The organism is Micromonospora sp. NPDC006766, assembly GCF_040636055.1.
GTDB lineage: Bacteria > Actinomycetota > Actinomycetes > Mycobacteriales > Micromonosporaceae > Micromonospora.
Genome location: NZ_JBEYIX010000033.1, coordinates 46,699 through 64,974, shown reverse-complemented (window position 1 = coordinate 64,974; position 18,276 = coordinate 46,699). Strand labels below are relative to the sequence as shown.

Below are 18,276 nucleotides of genomic sequence, written 5' to 3'. Positions count from 1 at the left end.
GATCTTCTGGTCGGCGGCGATCACGTCCGCGAAGTAAGCCTCGAGGTCGTCGTCGGGGGCGGTCCACGCCGTCCGTCCCGTCCCGCCCACCACGTGCCCGGTGCTTTTCCGCTCCGCTGCCCCGCCACCCCCCGACCCGGACGGGTGGATTCGCAGGAATAACCCCGGTCAGCCGGGTATCCGTGCGGTCCAACGAAAAAGGGGGGGAAAGATGTTGGGTATCAAACGCCTCGGGCTCCTGGCCGCCATGGTGGTGGTCGGGGTGGCGCCCGCCGCGGCGGCGCAGGCCGCGGCGCAGCCGTCGACGCAGGACACCCAGTACCTGCAGGCGCTGCATCAGGTGAATCTGGCCGAGATCACCACGGGCAACCTGGCCCAGCAGAAGGGCCAGAACGAGCAGGTCAAGGACTTGGGCAAGGAGTTCGTGACGGACCACACCCAGCTGGACGACGCGGTGAAGTCCACCGCGTCGCAGTTGAACGTCCAACTGCCGAACAGCCCGACCGCGGACCAGCAGAAGGTCATCGACCAGCTGAACGGTCTCAGCGGGGCCGCGTTCGACAAGGCGTGGGTGACCGCCGAACTGGCCGGCCACGTCCAGGCCATCCAGGCCACCCAGACCGAGATCTCGCAGGGCTCCGAACAGTCGGTGATCACGCTGGCCCAGGACGCGCTGCCGGTGCTCCAGGCGCACCTCGACGCATTGGAGTCGCTGGCCCAGACCCTCGGCATCCCGGTCCCGCAGGCCAGCGCCAGCAGCGGCACGCCCGGCCCGGGTGGCACCTCGACGCCCGCTCCGGGTGGCACCTCGACGCCGGCTCCGGGCGGCACCGAGTCCACGGCTCCGGGCGGCACCGAGTCGCCGGCTCCGGGCACCACGGAGGAGACCCCGGCGCCCAGCCAGAGCTGACCCGTACGACCGATGGTGGCCGGTCCGCCCCGCTGGGGTGGGCCGGCCACCACGCGTACGGTCAGTCGGCGTTGGCCAGCCCGATCGCGAACGCCTCCTCCAGGTCGTGCTGCGAGTACGCCCGGAACGCGATGTGCGACTCGGTGTTGATCACCCCGGGCACCTTGGAGATGCTGCCGGCGATGACCTGGGCGATCTGCTCGAACTCGCGGACCCGGACCATGGCGATCAGGTCGACGTGACCGGCCACCGAGTAGACCTCGCTGACGCCGGGCAGGTTGGCCAGGTTCTCGGCCACCTCGGGGATGGAGTCGGTGGCGCAGTCGATCAGCACGATCGCGGTGATCACGGGACATTTCTCCGTTCGTTGACGTCGTCGCCCATGCTAAGGGCTCGCGGGGTCAGGCCGTCCCCGCCTCCGAGATCCGGGTGGCCGGGACGGTCAACTCGGTCCCGGCGCGGATCGCGTCGGCAAGCCGCTCGTCCGCCCGGACCGTCGCGCCGGGCCAGACCACGGCGCGGACGACCTCGCCCCGGACGGTCGCCTCCGGGCCGATCACCGCCCGGTGCACCCGGCCGGTGACCGTGGCGGACGGGGCGACGAGGCTGTCGTCGCCGGCCACGTGCAGGTTCGCCGCCAGGTAGTCGGCAGGCGTGCCGGTGTCGTAGAAGATGCCCGGGTAGGGCACCACCTCCAGCGCGCCGGCCGCCTCCGCCGGCCGCCACACCGCCCGGACGAGGTCGCCGACGGCCGCCGGCAGGTCCCGGACCAGCCGCCAGGGCAGCAGCGAGAACCCGACGAACCGGTGGCCGCTGAACGTTCCCGGGGCCGCCGGGCCGCCGGCCGGCTGGCCGAGCAGGCGTACGGTCCACCCGTCCCAGCCGTCCAGCAGCGCCGCGACGTCCGGCCCGGGCGGGGTCCCCGGGTCGGCCAGGTACGCGTCGGCGTTGCCGACCAGCACGCCCCGCCCGGCGACCCAGTCCCGCAGGTTGCCCAGACCGCCCGCGGTGCCGAGGGGGTCGCCAGGCTCGACCGACCGGTGTGCCCGGGCCCCGACGTGCGCCACCACCAGGTCGCCCAGGTAGCAGGCGTTCACCGCGACGCGTTCCGGACCGGCCAGCCCGAGCCCGGCCAGCCGGTCCAGGGCCCGGTCCAGCAGTGGCACGTTGCCGACCGGGCAGAGCGCCTTGGGCAGCCGCTCGGTGAGCGGCCGCAGCCGGGTGCCCTCGCCCGCGGCGAGCACCACCGCGCAGACGTCCACCGCGGCCCGCCAGCCGGCACCGGCGGAGTCGGTCGGGCATCCGGCGGGGTCGGTCGCGCGCCCGGCCCCACCGGCCGCGTCTGGCGGGCCGGTGGGGCCGGGGCGCGACCCGGTCATGTGGCCGGTGGCGCCACCGGCGGCACCTCGCCGGCGCGCGGGCCGATGCCGTAGTGACCGAGCAGGTTGGCGGTGGCCCGGCTCAGCCGCGGCAGGTCGTCCAGCGGGTGCCAGGCCGCCTCGAGCACCTCGGCGCCGTCCACGGTCAGTTCGGTGGTCGAGGCCGGCACCTCGGTCTCGAAGACCACGTCCACCCAGCCCTTGGCGTGCACCAGCGCGTTGGGCGCGGCCGGGCGGAGCCGGTCGGGAGAGAGCCGGATACCCGACTCCTCGTACAGCTCGCGGGCCGCGCCGGCCACCGGCGCCTCGCCGCGTTGCAGCAGCCCGGCCGGCAGGGTCCAGCTGTAGCCGGGGGGCTGGCGCAACAGCAGGATCCGCCCCGCGTCCTCGGCGTCCCGGACCAGGGTGACCGCGCCGACGACGTACTTCGGCACGGCCAGGCGGACCAGCCGGCGTCGCAGTGGGACGGGCAGCCGGTAGAAGAGCTGATAGCCGAGGGCCCGTCCGGTGGCACGCGCGCGGGGGATCATCCCCTCAGGCTAGTGCGCGGGGGGATCGGCCGCCGTTCCTACTTCCGGTGATCGACGAGGTCGATCAGTTGGCGGACCACCGTGTCCGGCTCGACGGCCCGGTCGAACACCGCCACCAGCAGGGTCTCCAGGTCGGGGTAGCCCAGTTCCTCGGAGAGCCGCAGCAGGGGCAGGTCGTTGGCCAGGCCTCGGCTGTGCTTGCGCAACGCGAGACCGATGGTGGCCCGGCCCAGGCGTACCTTGTCGGCGATCGAGATGCCCGGCTCGGTGTGCTCGGCGAACCAGCGGTTGATCTGCATCTGGGCGTGCGGCGACTTGACGAAGCCCAGCCACTCCCGGCGCGGCCCGCGCGGCGCGACGGCGGCCTCGAAGCCGCTTTCCGCGTCGCTCTCGGTGAAGATCTCCACCACGTCGCCCTCGTCCAGCTCGGAGGAGAGCGGGGCCAGCCGCCCATTGATCCGCGCGGCGAGGCAGTGGTCACCCCGCTCGGTGCCCAACTCGTACGCCAGATCGACCGGGGTCGCGCCGGCCGGAAGGACGATCTGCCGCCCGTCGGCGACCACCTGGATCTGCGCCTCTGCCAGGTCGCAGCGCAGCGACGCCATGAACTGGGTCGGGTCGACGGTGTCCTGCTCCCAGTCGAGCACCCGGCGCAGCCAGGTCAGCTCATCCGCCCGGTCGGCGGCCCGCCCGGCGGCCCGCGGGAAGCGGTAGTGGGCGGCGATGCCGTACTCGGCGGACCGGTGCATCTCCTCGGTGCGGATGAGCACCTCCACGGTGCGGTTCTGCGGACCGCAGACGCTGGTGTGCAGCGACCGGTAGAGGTTGTTCTTGGGGGAGGCGATGAAGTCCTTGAACCGACCCGGCACCGGCCGCCACAGCCCGTGCACCGCGCCGAGCGCCGCGTAGCAGTCGGTGGCCGGGCCGTCCACCACGATCGCGATGCGGGGCAGGTCGAACGGCGTGGCGTGGCCGCCCGCGACGGTGTCCTTCCAGATCGAGTAGAGGTGCCGGGGTCGGGGGGAGACCTTGGCGTCGACCCGGCTGCGGCGCAGCGCCACTCTGGTCCTGGCCACCACATCGGTCAGGTAGGCGTCCCACCCGGGCCGGTCGTGTACGTGTCGGGCAATCCGGGCGTGCTCCTCGGGGTGCAGGTGCAGCAGCACCACGTCGTCCAGCTCGCGCTTGAGGGTCTGGATGCCCAGCCGGTCGCAGAGCGGGACGAGCACCTCCTCGGTCTTGCGCGCGATCCGCTCGCGGGAGGCGGCGGAGCGTACGCCGAGGGTGCGCATGTTGTGCAGCCGGTCGGCCAGCTTGATGATCAGAACTCGGACGTCCTTGCCGGCCGCGACGATCATCTTGCGGATGGTCTCCGCCTCGGCGGCCTTGCCGTAGAACGCCTTGTCGAACTTGGTCACCCCGTCGACCAGGTGGGCCACCTCGCGGCCGAAGTCCTCCTGGAGCGCCTGCAGGGTGTAGCGGGTGTCCTCCACGGTGTCGTGCAGCAGCGCGGCGACCAGGGTGGTGGTGTCCATGCCGAGGTCCGCGCAGATCTGGGCGACGGCGAGGGGATGGGTGATGTACGGCTCGCCGCTCTTGCGGAACTGGCCGCGGTGCATGCTCTCGGCGATCGTGTACGCCCGCCGCAGCACGGAGGCGTCGGCGTTGGCGTGGCTGCCGCGGTGGGCGCGGACCAGCGCGCTGACCGGGTCGGTGTCGGTGGTGGGCCAGGTGAGCAGGGAGCGTAGCCGGCGGGTCAGCGGCAGCTCGCCGGGCTGGGTCGGCAGGGTGCCGCCCAGGGCGGCGCCGTGTCCGGCGTCGACGTCCACCTGGGACACCTCCTCACCCCGGCCCCAGGTCGACGCGTGCGACGACCGGGAGCAGGCCCGCGAAACGGGCAGGACTGCACTCTTCTTAACAGCCTAAGGGAGCCGACGTAGTCCGATCGGACACTTGGTCATGGGCATTCGGTTGATACTTGGGTGGACGCTGCGTCTTCGGCCTTGGTCAGCAGGGCTCGGAACCGGCCCGCGCCGGTGGCCGGTGACGCCCAGCCGGAGGAGGCCTCCAGCAATCGGGTCTCCGGTCGCTCCAACCAGGACAGGATGCGCTCGGTCTCCTCGGCGGTGGCCGCCGGGACCGGGCCGTGGCCGGGCAGCACGGTCTCGGCGGTGGCCCGGATCGCGGTCAGCGTCGGTCGTGGATGGACGCCGGGCGGGGAGACTCCGGCACCGGCCAGCCGGCCGTGCCGAACCAGGGCCAGCTCCCAGCCGCCGCGGGCGTGCGGGCGGGCGGCGGCCAGCTCCTCGATGCGGGTCAGCGCGACCAGACGCTGCATCCGGACCGTCGCGCGCAGCACCGCGGCCAGCCGGCCCCGCACCGCCGCGGCCTCCTCGTAGCGCTGGGCGTGGGAGAGCACCCCGATCCGGGCGAGCAGGGCGTCCACCACCAGCTGCGGGTCGTCGGTGGTGGCGGTGCGGAACGGGGCGGCGGCGCGGTGGTCGTACTCCTCGGGGGTGATCCGGTGCTCGCAGGGCGCCGGGCAGCGACCCAGCTCGGCCAGCGCGCAGGCCGGCATGGTGGTGCGCCGGGAGAGCCGGTGCGTGCACTGGCGCAGCGGCACGGCGTCGTGGAAGCCGGCGGCGGCCAGCTCGGCGGCCTGCCGGGAGCGGAACGGGCCGAGGTAGGCGGTGTCGGTCGGGGCGAGGTCGCGCACGATCGACAGCCGGGGGTACGCCTCGGCCGTGAGCTTCAGCCAGACCTGGCGCTCCGGGTACTTGGAGCGCCGGTTGTAGGGCGGCGCGTGCGCGGCGATCAGCCGCAGCTCGCGGACCTCCGCCTCCAGCGAGTGGGCGCACTCGACGGCCTCGACCCGCTCGGCGGCGGCCAGCATCTCGGAGATCCGGGCCCGCTTCTCGCCGGCGGTGAAGTAGCTGCGGACCCGGGTGGCGATGTCGCCGGAGGTGCCGACGTAGAGCGGCCGCTCGTCGGCCGCCCGGAAGATGTAGACACCGGGCACCTTCGGCAGCCCGTCGGCGAGGTGCCGCTTGCGGCGCTGGGTGGGGGTGACCGCCCGGGCGAACTCGATCGCCTCGCCGATGGTCTCCACCCGGTGCCCGCCGAGCCGGCCGATCAGCCCGTGCAGCACGTCGACGGTGGCCTTCGCGTCGTCCAACGCCCGGTGGGTGGGCTCGGTCGCGGTGCGGAAGTAGGCGGCCAGGGTGCCCAGCTTGCGGTTGGGCACCTCGTCGCGGGTGAGCACCCGACGGGCCAGGGCCGCGGTGTCCAGCACCCGCGGGTTGGGCCAGCGGTAGCCGTGCTTCGCGCAGGCGGCCTTGAGGAAACCCACGTCGTACGGGGCGTTGTGGGCGACCAGCACGGCGTCGGAGATGAACTCCAGGAAGCTCGGCAGCACCTGCTCGATCGGCGGGGCGGGAATCAGCATGGCCTGGGTGATGCCGGTCAGCACCGTGATGAACGGCGGGATCGGCTCGCCCGGGTTGACCAGGGTGGCGAGCACCCCCAACTCCTCGCCGCCGCGCACCTTCACCGCGCCGATCTCGGTGATGCCGCCACCGTCCGGCGCGCCGCCGGTGGTCTCCAGGTCGACCACCACGAAGGTGGTCGCGTAGAGCGGGAGCGCGGGGTCCACCCCCGTGCCCGTCGCCCGGTCCAGGCCGGCCAGCGCCTCCTGGACGTACACCGCTCGCGTCACCCGCGGCACGTTAACGGCCGGGTGCGACACTCCCGTACCACCTGCCCCAGCCGTTATCACGGGCTTAGGATGAGAGATCGGCTCACTCACCGGGCGGTGGGCCCGTCCGCGGTGGGAGACTTGCCACATGCCCCTCACCGAGCCGTACGACGACCACCTCCCCGAGGAGGAGCCGGTGGCCGCCGTGCACGACGCCGGTGAGAGCCCGCACGACGCGGCCGTCGACGTGGGCGGCGCGCGAGCCGGCGCCGACGGGCCGACCGCGCCCGAGCCCGAGCCGGTCCTGCCCGAGCCGGTCCGGCAGCGGATCGTGGCGCTCACCGCCGCCGTGCTGCCCGGGCTGCCCGCCGACGAGGTGCCCGTCCCGCTGCGCCGGGTCGCCAAGTTCGCACCCAACCGGCGGGCCCGGCTGGGTGCCCCGGCCATCGCCGCCCAGCTCACCGCCGACCCGCTGTTCCGGCAGCGGATCGCCGCGCGGGTGCTGGCCGACGCCGGTGACCTCGGCGCGGCCGTCGTGGCGGGCACCGCCCCGGCCGCCGCCGACCCGGTCGAGGTGGCCGCTCTGGCCTACCTGACCCGGCCGCGAGGCTGGCGGGAGCTGATCGAGGCCAGCGGCGCCGCCGTGCGTGCGGAGGCGGAGAGCGCGGTGGTGGCCGAGCTGGTTCGGGAGGCCGAGCAGCGGGCTGCCCGGGCCGAGCACGACCGGGCGGTGGCCCGGGTCGAGGCGGAGAAGCTGCGCGACGAGCTCGCCCGGGTGCGGGAGGAGCTGGGCCAGCTTCGCGAGGAGGCCCGGCAGCTGACCCGTACGTTGCGGGAGGCCCAGGCCCGGGAGCGCAAGGCCACCGAGCTGCTCTCCACCGAGCGGGGCCGGGCCGCCCGGGCGACGGCCGACGCGGACGCCGAGCTGCGCCGCGTCCGGGCCCGGCTGGCCGAGGCGGAGTCGACCGCCGGGATGGCGCGGGCCACCGCCAAGGAGGCCCGCTCGGTCGACGACGCGAGGCTGTGGCTGTTGCTGGAGACCATCGGTCAGGCGGCGGTCGGGCTGCGCCGTGAGCTGGCGCTCGACCCGGTGGAGAAGCTGCCCGCCGACTTCGTCGCCGACGCCTTCGCCGACCAGTCGGCGGCCACCCCGGCCGGCGCGGCCGCCCGCGCCCGGGACACCGACGACCCGGCCCGGCTGGATCAGCTGCTCGCGCTCCCCAAGGCACACCTGGTGGTCGACGGCTACAACGTCACCAAGCGCGGCTTCGGCGAGATGTCGCTGGAGCAGCAGCGCAAGCGGCTGATCAGCGGGCTGGGCGGGATCGCCGCGCAGACCGGCGACGAGATCACCGTGGTCTTCGACGGCGCCGAGCGGATCCACGGGCTGCCGCCCACGCCGCGTGGGGTGCGGGTGCTCTTCAGCCGCAAGGGCGAGACCGCGGACGAGCTGATCCGCCGGCTGGTCCGCGCCGAGCCGCCGGGCCGAACGGTGGTGGTGGTCTCCTCCGACCGCGAGGTCGCCGACGGGGTACGCCGGCACGGCGCGTACCCGCTCGGCGCTGACTCGCTGCTGCGCCGGCTGTCCCGCTCCTGATGGGCGATGTTCGGGCGCGGGCACCGGCTCGAGCGCCCGCGCCGGAACTTAGGATGAGCGCTCACGGCGGGAGGAGCGGCGGCATGACGCGGGCAGGGCGCGACGACGGGGCACGAGGGTGAGTCCGCGGGGCTGGGCGGTGCTCACGCTGGCCGGGCTGGTCGTCGCGTTGGTCGTCGTCGGGGCGCTGCTGATCCCGTGGAGCCGGCCGCCGGCGCCCCGGGCCGACCAGCTCGCCGCGCTGCGGGCCCTGCCGGTCGACCAGGTGGCCCGGGGGCGGGCCTTCCACGCCGCGCTGCGCCCCGGCGGGTACGCGTCGCTGGCCGTCGGCCTGCTGATCGCTCTCGCGCTCGGGCTGACCCCGCTCGGTAGCCGGCTGGTGGAACTGGCCGGCCGGCCGTTCGGCGGGCACTGGGTCGCTCAGGCGGTGCTCGGCGGGCTGGCCGTGCTGCTCCTCGTCGACCTGCTCACCCTGCCCTTGGCCGCCTGGCGGCACACCGTGCTGGCCCGGTATGGGCTGAGCACCCAGGGTTGGGGTGGCTGGGCGGTTGACCTGGTCAAGTCGTACGCGGTCACCGCGGTCATCGGCGCGCTGGTCCTGCTCGGTTTCTACTCGGTGGTCCGGCTCGCCCCCCGCTGGTGGTGGGCGTTCGGCGCGGCCGGCGCGGCCGGGCTGGTGGTGCTGCTGTCGTTCGTGCTGCCGGTGCTGGTGGAGCCGGTGTTCAACCGGTTCACCCCGATGGAGCCGGGTCCGCTGCGCACCGAGCTGATGAGCATGGCCGCCCGGGACGGGGTGCCGGTCCGCGACGTGCTGGTCGCCGACGCGTCCCGGCGCACCCGCGCGGTGAACGCCTACGTCTCCGGGCTGGGACCCACCCGGCGGGTGGTGGTCTACGACACCCTGCTGCGCGAGGCCACCCCGGAGGAGGTGACCAGCGTGGTCGCCCACGAGCTGGGCCACGCGAAGGACCGCGACGTCTGGGTGGGCACGCTGGTCGGGGCGCTCGGTGCCGCCGCGGCGGTGGCGGCGCTCTATCTGATCGGCTCCTGGCCACCGCTGCTGCGCCTGGCCGGGGTCGACTCGATCGCCCAGCCCCGGGCGTTCCCGCTGCTCATCGCGCTGATCACGGTGGCCGGGCTGGTGGCCACCCCGGCGCAGGCGCTGATGTCCCGGCGGGTGGAGGCCCGGGCCGACGCGCACGCGCTGGCGCTCACCGGTGACCCGGCCACCTTCGAGGCGATGCAGCGCCGCCTGGCCGGGGTCAACCTGGCCGACCCCGACCCGCCGCGCTGGGAGTACCTCTGGTCGGCGTCCCACCCGTCCACCGTGGAGCGGATGGCCGCCGCCCGCGCCTACGCCAGGGAGATCGGCAGATGAGCCGGACCTTGCTGATCACCAACGACTTTCCGCCCCGCCCCGGCGGCATCCAGTCCTTCGTGCACAACCTGGCCGTGCGCCAGCCCCCCGGCTCGGTGGTGGTGTACGCGTCGAGCTGGCGCGGCGCCGCCAAGTTCGACGCCGACCAGCCCTTCGAGGTGATCCGGGAACGCACCAAGGTGCTGCTGCCCACCCCGCTGATCGCCCGCCGCGCCGCCAAGCTGGCCCGGGCGTACGACTGCGACACCGTGTGGTTCGGCGCGGCGGCGCCGTTGGGTCTGCTCGCGGCGGGGTTGCGCCGGCGGGCGGGCATCCGACGGGCGGTGGCGCTGACCCACGGGCACGAGGTCGGCTGGGCCGCGCTGCCCGGCGCGCGAGCGGCGCTGCGCCGGATCGGCCGGGGCGTGGACGTCACCACCTATCTGGGGGAATACACCCGGACCCGGCTGGCCCGGGTGTTGGACGGGGTGACTGAGCTGCGCCGGCTCGCGCCGGGCGTTGACGTGGAGACCTACCACCCGGAAGTGAGCGGGGAGCGGGTGCGGCTGCGGCTGGGCCTGGCCGACCGGCCGGTCGTGGTGTGCGTCTCGCGTCTGGTGCCGCGTAAGGGGCAGGACATGCTGATCCGGGCCATGCCGGAGATCCGCCGCCGGGTGCCGGACGCGGCGCTGCTGATCGTCGGCGGCGGGCCGTACCGGGCCACGTTGGAGAAGCTGGCCCGGCAGACGGGGGTGGACCGGGACGTGGTCTTCACCGGCTCGGTGCCGGCGGCCGAGCTGCCCGCCCACTACGCCGCTGGCGACGTCTACGCCATGCCCTGCCGGACCCGCAACCGCGGGTTGGACGTCGAGGGGTTGGGGATCGTCTATCTGGAGGCCAGCGCGACCGGGCTGCCGGTGGTGGCCGGTGACTCGGGCGGCGCGCCCGACGCCGTCCGCGAGGGGGAGACCGGGTACGTGGTCCGGGGGCTGGACGTGGCCCAGCTCGCCGACCGGGTGGCGACGCTGCTCGCCGACCGGGACCTGGCCCGCCAGCTCGGCGCGGCCGGCCGTGCCTGGGTGGAGAAGGAGTGGCGCTGGGAGGCCCAGGCCGAACGGATGGCCGCTCTGCTCGCCGGCTGACCCGCCCGCCCGCACACTGAGTTGATCAAGCCGGGCATGGGGGCGCGGGCTGGGCGCGGGGTCAGGCTGGGTGGGGGAGGGCCTGGTCGGCGGGGCCGGGGCGACCGAAGTGCCAGCCCTGCCCGGCGTCGCAGCCGATCGCGCGCAGCCGGTCGGCCTGGTCGGCGGTCTCCACGCCCTCGGCGGTGACGGTCAGGTCGAGCGCGTGGGCGAGCGAGACCAGCGAGGCGAGGATCCGCTCGTCGGTACGGCTGCCCGGGTCGTCCGCCGGGGCGCGCAACCGGGTCACGAACTCGCCGGCCACCTTCAGCTCGGTGACCGGCAGATCCCGCAGGTACGCCAGGTTGCAGTAGCCGGTGCCGAAGTCGTCGATGGCGACCCGGACCCCGATGTCCTTGAGCACGCCCAGGGCCCGGACCGGCTCATCGACGGTGCTCATCATGGTGCTTTCGGTGACCTCCAGCTGAAGTCGCTCCGGAGGCAGCCCGGTCCGCCCGAGCACGTCCTGCACCTCCTGCACCAGGCCCGGCCGGTGCAGCTGGCGGACGGCCAGGTTGACGCTGACGAACGGCGCGTCGTCGCGCCCCGCCGACCAGCCGTGGGCCTCGCGGCAGGCCTCGGCGAGCACCCAACTGCCCAGCCGGACGATCAGCCCGGTCTCCTCGGCCAGCCCGATGAAGCTGTCCGGCCGGAGCACGCCCAGCTCCGGATGGCGCCAGCGGACCAGCGCCTCCATGCCGAGCAGCCGGCCGTCGCGCAGCGACGTCAGCGGCTGGTAGTCGAGGTAGAACTCACCCCGGTCCAGAGCGGCGGGGATCGCTACAGAGAGGGCGTAGCGGGCCAGCTCACGGCGGTTGCGGTCGGCGTCGAAGATCGACCAGCGGGCCCCGCCGGCCGCCTTGGCCCAGTGCAGGGTGCTGTCCGCGGCCCGCATCAGCTCCATCGGCGTGGTGCCGGCCACCGGCCGCTCGACGATGCCGATGCTGGCCGACACGGTCAGCTCGTGCCCGTCGACCAGCGCCGGCTCGTTCACCGCCTTGAGGGCGGCCTCGGCGACCTTGACCGCGTCCTCGGTGCCGCCGGTGCGCTCGACCAGGATGACGAACTCGTCTCCGCCGAGCCGGGCCACCAGGTGCTCGCCGACGACCCGGCGCAGCTGCTGCGCCACCGACACCAGCAGCGAGTCGCCGATCTGGTGGCCGAGGGTGTCGTTGACCACCTTGAAGCGGTCCAGGTCGAGGAAGCAGACCCCGATCCGGTCGGTGCCCCGGCCGGGCTCGTCGAGCGCGGCGGTGAGTCGCTCGGTGAACAGCGCGCGGTTGGGTAGGCCGGTCAGCGGGTCGTGGGTCGCCTGGTGCCGAAAGCGGGCCTCGCTGTCCCGCAGCGCCTGTTCGGCCTGCGCCTGGGCCATCATCGCGGCCCGCCGGATGGACTCCTGCTCGTCGAGCGTGCGGTCGCGCAGGGCGCGGGCGTACCCGGTGGCGACGGTGGCGAGCAGCCGGGCCATCCGGTCCTCGACGTCGTCGGCGACCAGGCCGAGGTCACGGAGCAGGCGGAGCTGGATCACCTCGATGGTGCGGCCCAGCCCCTCGGCGGAGGCGATGTGCGCCTGCACCAGCTCGGCGCCGACCTGCTGACCGACGCGAAGGTCGAACGGCTCGGCCCGGATCGCCACGGCCAGCCGATCGGTGAGCCGCTGGAGTAGGGCCTCCAACTGGGCCTGGGTCATCGGCAGGTAGCTGGTCCCGGAGACCGCCTTGGCCCAGGCCCGCGCGAAGCCGTCGGGGCAGGAGCGGGTCGCGGCGGCGCCGTCACCCACCGAGCCGCCCGACGCCGCCCAGGAAGACCGCCTGCGCGGCGTTCTCCGCCTGCTCCGGCGACTCCGGACGCCACTGCGGCACCCAGACCACGCCCGGGTCGACCAGCTCGAAACCGTCGAAGAGCCCGGCCAGCTCGGCCCGGCTACGGATGAAGAGCTGGCTGTCGGTGCGACGGTAGACCTGCTCGGCTTCCGCCCGCTCGCCCGTGGCGGTGCGACCGTCGTCGCTGGCCTGCGACATGACCAGGTAGCTGCCCGGGGCCAGGGCCGCCCGCAGCGTGCGCAGGATCTCTTCCGGCCGGTCGGCGTTGGGGATGAAGTGCAGCACCGCCACGATCATCACGGCGACCGGCTGGGTGAAGTCCAGCAGCCGGTTGACCTCGGGATGGTCGAGGATCGCCGCCGGTTGGCGGAGGTCCTCCCGGAGCACCGTGGCCCGGTCGTTGCCGGCCAGGATCTCCCGGCTGTGCGCGACGGCGACCGGGTCGACGTCGACGTAGACCACCCGGCACTCCGGGTCGACCCCCTGGGCGATCTCGTGCACGTTGCCGACGGTCGGGATGCCGGAGCCGATGTCGAGGAACTGGCGCACCCCCGACTCGGCCAGGAACTGCACCGCCCGGCGGAGGAAGGCCCGATTGGCCTGGGCCATCAGCGGGGCCTCCGGCACGGCGTCCACCATGGCTCGGGCGGCGGCCCGGTCGGCCGCGAAGTTGTGTGAGCCGCCGAGGTAGTAGTCGTACATGCGGGCCACACTGGGGCGCTCGATGTCGATGGTGTCGGGTGCCCAGTCCGGCCGCTGCATGCCCCTGCCCCTTTTGTGTCGACAGCGCGCGAGTCGTTACTCGCGCGAACCATCCGGGTATTCTGCCCGCCCGCTGTCGTGGTGCAAAGACCGCCGTCGTTGCGCGGTCGATCCCGCACCGTACGTGTTCACCGGTAGCTCGGAATGCCCGAGAGGCCCGGTCCGGGGTGCGGACACGGGCCTCTCGCTCGAACTGTCGACCGGCGGTTAGAACTTGGGCGCGTCCGGGGCCTCCAGCAGGCCCAGTCGCAGCGCGGTCATCAACGCCTGGGCCCGGTTGGCGGCGCCCAGCTTCTCGTAGAGCTTCGAGATGTGCGTCTTGGCGGTCGACTCGCTGACGAACAGCTGCTTGGCGATGCCGGCGACGCTCATGCCGTCGGCGAGCAGCCGCAGCACCTGGCCCTCCCGCGGGGAGAGCTGCGGGCCGGACGGGGCCAGCCGGCGCTTCATCGCCTCGGCCAGGTCGGCCGCGGTGAACGCGCTGGGCGAGGAGGCGGCGTGCCGGGCGGCGGCCACCACCTCGTCGGCCGGGGCGGTCTTCGGCACGAACGCGCTCGCCCCCGCCTCCAGGGCCCCGAAGAGCTGGTCGTCGCCGGCGTACATGGTGAGGACCACGATGCCCATCGACGCGCTGGACTTACGGAGGGCTCGGGTCGCCTCCAGGCCGCTGCCGTCGGGCAGCCGCAGGTCCATGATCACTACATCCGGCTGGAGCGCGCCGGCCTGGCGTACGCCCTCCGCAGCCGTGGCGGCCTCGCCCACGACCTCGAACTGGCGGTCCCGCTCGAAGGCGTGCCGCAGTCCCTTCCGGATCAGGTCGTGATCATCGACAAGGAGAACCTTGGTGCGGGTGGCCGGTGTCGGACTGGTGGTCATCCTCGGGTTACTCCCCTTCTGCTGCTGCGCTGCCGCGCACCTTACCCCGCCGGGGCGACGAGCCGAGCACCACCGCCACGGTCGTCCCACTGGGTCGCCGTGGCCTGATCTCCAGCCGGCCCCGGATACGTTCCGCCCTCTCGGCCATGATCGCAAGACCATAGTGCCCGTCGGGGCGCTGGTCACCGATGCCGTGACCGTCATCCGACACTTCGATCTGCGCGTACGGGGGGTCCACCTCGCAGGTGACCCAGAGGTTCGACGCCCCGGCGTGCTTGCGCGCGTTGGTCACCGCCTCCTGAGCGATGCGCAGCAGCTCGGCCTCGGTGGCGGCGGGCAGCCGGGCGGTGGACTCGTCCAGGGACAGGTGCACCCGCAAACCCCCGGACGCGCCGACCGTGCGCGCGTACTCGGCGATCGCGGCGGCCAGCCCGCCGTGCCGGTCCACCTCGCTGCGCAGCTCGAACAGGCTCAGCCGCAGCTCGGTGATCACCCGGGTGACCTCGTGGCGCAGCGTACGCAGGCTCTCGGCCGTCTCCTCGGCGTCGTCGTGCACGGTGGCCAGGGCATTGTCGATGCCGTACCCGACCATCACCAGCTCTTGGGCGACCCCGTCGTGGATTTCCCGGGCCAGCCGCTGCCGCTCCTCGTTGGTGGCCAGCGACCGGACTTCGTCGAAGAGCAGCGCGGCCTCCAGCCGCAGCGCCGCCGGGCCGGTCAGCGCGGTCACCCGGGAGACCACCGGCGGGGGGTACGCGTGTGCGGTGTCCGCCTCGACGACCACCAGGCCGACCGTCCGCACCCCGGCCACCAGCGGCACGATCAGCGCCGAGACCTCGCCGGAGTGCTGCGAGCGGGCCTGCGACCGGGTCGAGGTCTGCGGCTGCTGGCTGGCCCAGGCATCGGCGATCGCCGAGTCCGCGTCCAGCGTGGTTTCCCAGTCCACCCGGTCCGCACCGATCTGGGCGAGCACCACCAGCCGGCCGCCGCCGCTGGCGGACAGCACCGCGCCCCGGTCGGTCTTCGCCACCACCCGCAGCTCCTCCAGCAGATGCTCGGAGATGCCGCCCGGGTCGAGGGTGGCACCGGGCAGTTGGCGGGCGACCGTGCGCAGCTGGGTCAGCAGCCGGGTGGCCTCCACGTACGGCTGCGGCTTGCCCTCGCCGCGGACCCGCATCACCCGCTGCAGCATGCCGGCCGTGTAGAGGCCGAGAGCGGCCAGGATCAGCCACTGGGCGCAGACCGCCAGGTACCCGAGCTGGCCGAGCTGCCGCCCGCCGCCGACCTCGGTGAAGGCCGCGCTGACCAGCAGGGTGGCCGCGACGACGGCGAGCAGCGCCGCGCCCTCGCGGAACCGGCGCCGCAGCGCGGTCACGGTGACCGGAACGGCGAGGTACGGCAGCACCGCCGAGGCGCCCACCCCGCCGGTCACCCCGCTCAGGTGGGTGTCGGCGGCGACCTTGCTGGCGGCCAGGCCGAGCACGATCACCTCGGCGAAGCGGCTGAGCGGCCCGAGTAGCCGGTGCTGCGGGGCCAGCACCGCGGGCAGTCCGGCGAGGCCCAGCAGGGCGATCCACCAGAGCTGGGCCACGTCGCGGGTGGCGAACAGGGTCAGGGCGGCGACCAGCGCGAGGAGGACCACGCGAGCGGCCACGGCGAGGGGCTGCGTCTGCGGCTGGCTGGGTGTCGAGGCGGGCACGTGACGGATGGTAGTCAGCGGCGGTAGATGTTCGCGATCTCCGCCGCGTACGTCTTGTGCACGACCTGCCGCTTGACCTTGAGCGACGGGGTCAGCTCGCCGGTGGCCTCGGTGAAGTCCCGCGGCAGGATCCGGAACACCTTGATCGACTCAGCCTTCGAGACCGACTGGTTGGCCTGGTCGATCGCGCCCTGGATCTCGGCCCGCAGCGCGTCGTCGTCGCGCAGTTCGGCGACGCTGGTGGTCTCCGGTCGGCCCTGCGCGGCCAGCCACCCCGGCAGGGCCTCCTCGTCGATGGTGACCAGCGCCGCGATGAACGGCTGCCGGTCGCCGACCACCACGCACTGGCTGACCAGCGGGTGAGCCCGGACCTGGTCCTCCAGCACCGCGGGGGCGACGTTCTTGCCGGCCGCGGTCACGATGATCTCCTTCTTGCGGCCGGTGATGCTCAGGTAGCCCGCCTCGTCGAGCTGGCCCAGGTCGCCGGTGCGGAACCAGCCGTCCGGAGTGAGCACCTCCGCGGTCGCCTCGTCGTTGCGCCAGTAACCCCGGAAGACCAGCTCGCCCGCGATCAGGATCTCGCCGTCGTCCTCGATCCGGATCGTCACGCCGGGCAGCGGGCGGCCCACCGTGCCGATCCGGGTGGCACTCGGCAGGTTCGCGGCGGCGGCGGGGGAGGTCTCGGTCAGCCCGTAGCCCTCGCAGATGTCCACCCCGATGCCCCGGAAGAAGTGCCCCAGCCGGGCGCCGAGCGGGGCACCGCCGGAGATGGCGTCCCGGCACCGGCCACCCATCGCCGCCCGCAGCCGGCGGTAGACCAGCCGGTCGAAGACGGCGCGCTGGGCGCGCAGCCCCAGGCCCGGCCCGTCGGCGGTCTCCAGCGCCTGGCTGTACGCGATGGCGACCTGCTCGGCCCGGTCGAAGATCCGGCCCTTCCCCTCGGCCTCGGCCTTCTGCCGCGCCCCGTTGTAGACCTTCTCGAAGACCCGGGGCACGGAGAGCACGAACGTCGGTTTGAACGCCTGCAGCTCGGCGACCAGGTTCTTGGTGTCCGCGCAGTGCGCCAGGGTGGCCCGGGCCTGCACCACGCCGATCTGGATGAGCCGGGCGAAGGCGTGCGCGAGCGGCAGGAAAAGCAGGGTGGAGGCGCTCTGCCGGAACAGGTTCGGCAGCACCGGCACGGCGTTGGCGACGTCGGCGTAGATGTTGCGATGGGTCAGCACGCAACCCTTGGGCCGGCCGGTGGTGCCGCTGGTGTAGATGATGGTGGCGATGTCGTCGGCCCTGACCCCCGAGCGGCGTACCTCGATCTCGGTCGGGTCGACCGGCTCGCCGGCGGTAATCAGCTCGTCCACCGCGCCCAGTTCGATCTGCCAGACCTTCCGCAGCTGCGGTAGCCGGTCGTGGACCGCGGCGACCAGGGCGGCGTGCGCCGAGGTCTCGACCACCACGGCGACCGCGCCGGAGTCCGCGAGGATCCAGGCGGCCTGCTCGGCGCTGGAGGTCTCGTAGATCGGCACGGTGACCGCGCCGGCGGCCCAGATGGCGTAGTCGACGAGGGTCCACTCGTAGCGGGTGCGGCTCATCAGCCCGACCCGGTCGCCGGGGCAGATGCCGGCGGCGACCAGGCCCCGGGCCACCGCTACAACCTCGTCACGGAACTGCCGGCAGGTGACCTCCGTCGGGGCGCCGCCCTCGCCGCACACGTTTCGGACGAACTGCACGGTGTCGGGGGCGACCTCGGCGTTTTCCCAGACCGGGTCGGTCAGGCTGGCCGCGTCGCCGACGGTGACGATCGGCGGAACGGAGAATTCGCGCACTGCACTCCCTCGGGCTCGCACCGGCCGGACCGGCGGTGGTCGGCTCTGTCGAAACCTACCCGTCCGGGTAGGGGGACGCGGGCGCGAGGCCGCCGGCCCGGCAGGTGGGACGCGGCGCGCGGGGCGACGCCCCGGGGTGGAGCGGGGCGTGCGGGGCTCGCGCCGGGTAGCCTCCCCCCATGGCGGACTCCTCCACCCAGTCGATCATCATCGGCGCGTCACCGGAGCGGGTGGCGGCGGTCATCTGCGACTTTCCCCGCTACCCCGAGTGGGCCGAGGCGATCCGGCGCGCGGAGGTCATCGAGGAGTACGAGGACGGCTACGCCAGCCAGGTCCGGTTCACCATCGACGCCGGCGTCATGGCCGACGAGTACGTGCTGGCCTACGCGTACGCCGAGGACCTCTCGCGCGTCGAGTGGCACCTGGCGGCGCCCTCGAAGATGCAGAAGTCTCAGCGCGGGTCGTACGACCTGGTCGGCAACCCGGACGGCACCACCACGGTGACCTACACCCTCGAGGTGGAACTTTCCGTGGCCATGCTCGGCATGTTTCGCCGCAAAGCCGAGAAGATGATCATGGATGCGGCGTTGAAGCAGCTCAAGCGCCGGGTAGAAGCCCCCGGCGCGGCCCACTGACCCGACCGGCGAT

General features: G+C 73.8%; 15 protein-coding genes. 5 read left to right on the top strand and 10 right to left on the bottom strand.

Annotated elements, in window-relative coordinates; all coding sequences use genetic code 11:
* Positions 1 to 211 precede the first annotated feature (211 nt).
* Positions 212 to 910, top strand: coding sequence for a DUF4142 domain-containing protein (locus ABZ671_RS23200; protein WP_357861656.1), 699 nt, complete (start codon positions 212 to 214; stop codon positions 908 to 910).
* Between the two features lie 61 nt (positions 911 to 971).
* Here ABZ671_RS23200 and ABZ671_RS23195 read toward each other — a convergent pair whose 3' ends face one another.
* From ABZ671_RS23195 to ABZ671_RS23175, 5 genes are all read right to left on the bottom strand, one after another.
* Entirely contained in the window at positions 972 to 1,259 is a 288-nt protein-coding gene (locus ABZ671_RS23195; RefSeq protein ID WP_357861654.1) for an Lrp/AsnC ligand binding domain-containing protein, read from the bottom strand.
* A gap of 52 nt (positions 1,260 to 1,311) precedes the next feature.
* Entirely contained in the window at positions 1,312 to 2,289 is a 978-nt protein-coding gene (locus ABZ671_RS23190) for a sugar phosphate nucleotidyltransferase (RefSeq protein WP_357861652.1), read from the bottom strand.
* On the bottom strand, positions 2,286 to 2,819 hold the full coding sequence (locus ABZ671_RS23185) for an NUDIX domain-containing protein (protein ID WP_357861650.1): 534 nt from the start codon (positions 2,817 to 2,819) through the stop codon (positions 2,286 to 2,288). Before ABZ671_RS23185 ends, ABZ671_RS23190 begins: the two co-directional genes overlap by 4 nt.
* A gap of 38 nt (positions 2,820 to 2,857) precedes the next feature.
* Positions 2,858 to 4,648 (bottom strand): RelA/SpoT family protein, encoded by a 1,791-nt coding sequence (locus ABZ671_RS23180; RefSeq protein WP_357861667.1) that lies wholly within the window; start codon positions 4,646 to 4,648, stop codon positions 2,858 to 2,860.
* Between the two features lie 128 nt (positions 4,649 to 4,776).
* Complete coding sequence (locus ABZ671_RS23175; protein ID WP_357861648.1) at positions 4,777 to 6,534, bottom strand: DEDD exonuclease domain-containing protein; 1,758 nt, start codon at positions 6,532 to 6,534, stop codon at positions 4,777 to 4,779.
* Between the two features lie 127 nt (positions 6,535 to 6,661).
* Between ABZ671_RS23175 and ABZ671_RS23170 the strand changes: the two genes are divergently transcribed.
* The 3 genes from ABZ671_RS23170 (at position 6,662) to ABZ671_RS23160 (ending at position 10,609) form a co-directional block, all read left to right on the top strand.
* On the top strand, positions 6,662 to 8,110 hold the full coding sequence (locus ABZ671_RS23170) for an NYN domain-containing protein (RefSeq protein ID WP_357861646.1): 1,449 nt from the start codon (positions 6,662 to 6,664) through the stop codon (positions 8,108 to 8,110).
* Between the two features lie 118 nt (positions 8,111 to 8,228).
* Positions 8,229 to 9,488 carry a M48 family metallopeptidase gene (locus tag ABZ671_RS23165; RefSeq protein WP_357861644.1) on the top strand — a complete coding sequence of 420 codons (1,260 nt, stop codon included), beginning with the start codon at positions 8,229 to 8,231 and terminating at the stop codon, positions 9,486 to 9,488.
* The gene (locus tag ABZ671_RS23160) at positions 9,485 to 10,609 is read left to right on the top strand and encodes a glycosyltransferase family 4 protein (RefSeq protein ID WP_357861642.1); all 1,125 of its coding nucleotides are present in this window, start codon (positions 9,485 to 9,487) and stop codon (positions 10,607 to 10,609) included. Before ABZ671_RS23165 ends, ABZ671_RS23160 begins: the two co-directional genes overlap by 4 nt.
* 61 nt (positions 10,610 to 10,670) lie before the next feature.
* On the opposite strand, the gene ABZ671_RS23155 is transcribed toward ABZ671_RS23160, so the two are convergent.
* The 5 genes from ABZ671_RS23155 to ABZ671_RS23135 all read right to left on the bottom strand — a co-directional run bounded on the left by ABZ671_RS23155 (position 10,671) and on the right by ABZ671_RS23135 (position 17,628).
* A complete protein-coding gene (locus ABZ671_RS23155) occupies positions 10,671 to 12,338 on the bottom strand; it encodes a bifunctional diguanylate cyclase/phosphodiesterase (RefSeq protein ID WP_357861665.1) in 1,668 nt (555 codons plus the stop codon).
* A gap of 82 nt (positions 12,339 to 12,420) precedes the next feature.
* Entirely contained in the window at positions 12,421 to 13,233 is an 813-nt protein-coding gene (locus ABZ671_RS23150) for an SAM-dependent methyltransferase (RefSeq protein WP_357861640.1), read from the bottom strand.
* A gap of 207 nt (positions 13,234 to 13,440) precedes the next feature.
* Complete coding sequence (locus ABZ671_RS23145; protein ID WP_007072219.1) at positions 13,441 to 14,109, bottom strand: response regulator transcription factor; 669 nt, start codon at positions 14,107 to 14,109, stop codon at positions 13,441 to 13,443.
* A gap of 7 nt (positions 14,110 to 14,116) precedes the next feature.
* Complete coding sequence (locus tag ABZ671_RS23140) at positions 14,117 to 15,808, bottom strand: GAF domain-containing sensor histidine kinase (protein ID WP_357861638.1); 1,692 nt, start codon at positions 15,806 to 15,808, stop codon at positions 14,117 to 14,119.
* Between the two features lie 14 nt (positions 15,809 to 15,822).
* The gene (locus ABZ671_RS23135) at positions 15,823 to 17,628 is read right to left on the bottom strand and encodes an AMP-dependent synthetase/ligase (protein ID WP_357861636.1); all 1,806 of its coding nucleotides are present in this window, start codon (positions 17,626 to 17,628) and stop codon (positions 15,823 to 15,825) included.
* Positions 17,629 to 17,807: 179 nt separating this feature from the next.
* On the opposite strand from ABZ671_RS23135, the gene ABZ671_RS23130 reads away from it, so the two are divergent.
* A complete protein-coding gene (locus ABZ671_RS23130) occupies positions 17,808 to 18,263 on the top strand; it encodes an SRPBCC family protein (RefSeq protein ID WP_357861634.1) in 456 nt (151 codons plus the stop codon).
* Positions 18,264 to 18,276 lie beyond the last annotated feature (13 nt).

Coding starts and splice junctions, on each gene's coding strand:
- ABZ671_RS23170 (WP_357861646.1), top strand. CDS start 6,662: ATGCCCCTCACCGAGCCGTACGACGACCACCTCCCCGAGGAGGAGCCG.
- ABZ671_RS23190 (WP_357861652.1), bottom strand. CDS start 2,289: ATGACCGGGTCGCGCCCCGGCCCCACCGGCCCGCCAGACGCGGCCGGT.
- ABZ671_RS23160 (WP_357861642.1), top strand. CDS start 9,485: ATGAGCCGGACCTTGCTGATCACCAACGACTTTCCGCCCCGCCCCGGC.
- ABZ671_RS23185 (WP_357861650.1), bottom strand. CDS start 2,819: ATGATCCCCCGCGCGCGTGCCACCGGACGGGCCCTCGGCTATCAGCTC.
- ABZ671_RS23145 (WP_007072219.1), bottom strand. CDS start 14,109: ATGACCACCAGTCCGACACCGGCCACCCGCACCAAGGTTCTCCTTGTC.
- ABZ671_RS23155 (WP_357861665.1), bottom strand. CDS start 12,338: ATGACCCAGGCCCAGTTGGAGGCCCTACTCCAGCGGCTCACCGATCGG.
- ABZ671_RS23130 (WP_357861634.1), top strand. CDS start 17,808: ATGGCGGACTCCTCCACCCAGTCGATCATCATCGGCGCGTCACCGGAG.
- ABZ671_RS23150 (WP_357861640.1), bottom strand. CDS start 13,233: ATGCAGCGGCCGGACTGGGCACCCGACACCATCGACATCGAGCGCCCC.
- ABZ671_RS23200 (WP_357861656.1), top strand. CDS start 212: ATGTTGGGTATCAAACGCCTCGGGCTCCTGGCCGCCATGGTGGTGGTC.